Here is a 521-nt window from a genome sequence, read left to right on the forward strand (position 1 = left end):
AGCCCATCGTACTGCTGCTTGACGAAGTCGATGCGCTGATCGGTGACACCCTGCTCTCGCTGCTGCGCCAACTGCGCGCCGGCTATCCGCAACGGCCGACGGCCTTTCCGCAGACCGTGATTCTGTGTGGGGTGCGCGACCTGCGCGACTACCGCATCCATGCCAGCTCCGAGCGCGAGGCCATCACCGGGGGCAGCGCCTTCAACATCAAGGCCGAATCGCTCCGCCTGGGGGACTTCAGCGCCGCCGAGACGCGCACCCTGCTGCTGGAGCATACCGCCGAGACCGGGCAGGTCTTTACCCCCGAGGCGCTGGATCGGGTTTGGGAGCTGACCCAAGGTCAGCCCTGGCTGGTCAATGCCTTGGCCTATCGCGCCTGCTTCAAACTCCCCGCCGGCCGCGACCGCGCCCGGCCGATCACAGCGGCGCTGATCGACCAGGCCAAGGAGGCGATGATCGTCGAGCGCGTGACCCATCTGGATCAATTGGCCCACAAACTCCAGGAACCGCGGGTGCGCCGG

The 521-nt window shown here is 67.2% G+C and carries 1 pseudogene; it reads left to right on the forward strand.

The window, feature by feature from the left end:
* Positions 1–521, forward strand: a pseudogene (locus CKO25_RS20865) (ATP-binding protein); the annotation flags it as partial.

The sequence above is a fragment of the Thiocapsa imhoffii genome (genome assembly GCF_016583985.1).
Lineage (GTDB): Bacteria > Pseudomonadota > Gammaproteobacteria > Chromatiales > Chromatiaceae > Thiocapsa > Thiocapsa imhoffii.